This window comes from Corynebacterium sp. H128, assembly GCF_037482625.1.
Classification (GTDB): Bacteria; Actinomycetota; Actinomycetes; order Mycobacteriales; family Mycobacteriaceae; genus Corynebacterium.
Genome location: NZ_JBBHKW010000021.1, coordinates 1 through 1655, shown reverse-complemented (window position 1 = coordinate 1655; position 1655 = coordinate 1). Strand labels below are relative to the sequence as shown.

Sequence of the window (1655 nt, the reverse complement as noted above, 5' to 3'; positions counted from 1 at the left end):
GGGCGGTGTCAAGCTGTGAATGCACCACAAACCAGAAAGGTGGTTCGTGGTGGTTCAACGATCAACACAGAAGATAAGGGACCATGCGGTGGCTTCGGTGCTTGCCGGCCGACGGGTAACTGTGGTCGCAGAAGAAGTTGGATACAGCGCCGATAGTGTGTACGCATGGCTGAAAACAGCTGGTGTGAACTGCAACGCCCAGGCTAACCACCGCGTGATCCACACAACCAAAGGCTTACGCAAGCAATGGAGTCCGCGCCGCAAACAGCTCAACGACCGGGTGTGTGAACTAGTCAACGAACACGGCAGATCAGCCCTGTCCGTGGCCAGGGAACTGGGACTAAGCGATCAGACCGTCACGCGGTGGGCCCGCCAGGCCCGGCTTGCAGCAATGCCCGGTGCCACCAGGCGTGAGCTTATTGCTCGTGGTACCCACCTGTCTCTATCGGGGTTCGCACCTTGGCACATCGCGACTGAGTTAGGTGTGTCGCCAGCACAAGTTGCGACGTGGATTGATGATGGACTCATGCCTGTAGCACCTGCGCATCCAAGAGCTGTTCAAGCTGGTCTTGACACCAACAGTATCGTCACCACCCCAGTGGGGCGGGGGCGGACCCTGAGCCTGGCCGATCGTTGTCAGATCCGTTTACTCTCGCGGAAAGGTCTGTCCTGCCGCGAGATCGGTAAACAGATCGGTCGTGATCACACCGTGGTATCGCGTGAGATTAAACGCAATGCGCTCCTGGTGGCCTACGACCAAGGCGACGAAGAGAAGGAGTATGACCCGGATATTGCTCAGTATCAGGCTACACAGCGTAGGAAGCGCCCTAGGCAACGAAAACTTGATCAACCTGGCCCTTTGCGTGCCGAGGTGTTGGCGATGTTGGCGCGGAAGATCTCACCGGGGCGTATTGCCTGTCGACTCAAAGCTAAGCACCCACACAATAGAGATATGCATATCTCTCATGAAGCGATCTACAGTGCCTTGTACATACAAACGGCAGGAAGCCTGCGCAAAGAACTAGAAGACCTCATGAACACCAAACAGGTGCTCATTCGCGCGGAACAGACCCGTACACCTCGTAACCGGGTAGCAGGCCTGCACAATAAGAACTGGGTGTATGGGTCGGAAATCACCACACGCCCACCTGAAGCAGATGACCGGGCGATTCCGGGGCATTGGGAAGGTGACCTCGTGCTGGGGAAAAACCAGCAGTCAGCGCTCATTACATTAATCGAGCGACGCTCGAGGTTTACCCTGCTGTATCACCTGCCGGACAGTCATGATTCTGACACGGTAGTGCCCGCACTGCAGGAGATGATTGCGGGATTGCCTGAAGCAGTGTTTCGCACGATCACGTGGGATCAAGGATCAGAGATGGCGAACACTCGTACCGTGTCAGTGGACAAAGACTGCAAGGTGTACTTCTGTGATCCGAGGTCGCCGTGGCAACGACCGAGCAATGAGAATACAAACGGGGAACTGCGTCGGCGGTTTTATCCCAAGGGAACAGATTTCACCCAGGTCACTGCCGAGCATGTCCAGTTTGTGCAAGATGAGCTCAATGACACTCCGCGAATCGTGCTGGGTGGGTGCACTCCTCGTGAGATACTGATGAAAACACTCAATGGTGCATTCACAGCTTGACACCGCC

General features: G+C 56.0%; 1 protein-coding gene. It reads left to right on the top strand.

Annotation, left to right across the window (positions count from 1 at the left end; genetic code table 11):
* Positions 1–88 precede the first annotated feature (88 nt).
* The gene (locus WG915_RS11560) at positions 89–1648 is read left to right on the top strand and encodes an IS30 family transposase (RefSeq protein WP_339565536.1); all 1560 of its coding nucleotides are present in this window, start codon (positions 89–91) and stop codon (positions 1646–1648) included.
* Positions 1649–1655 lie beyond the last annotated feature (7 nt).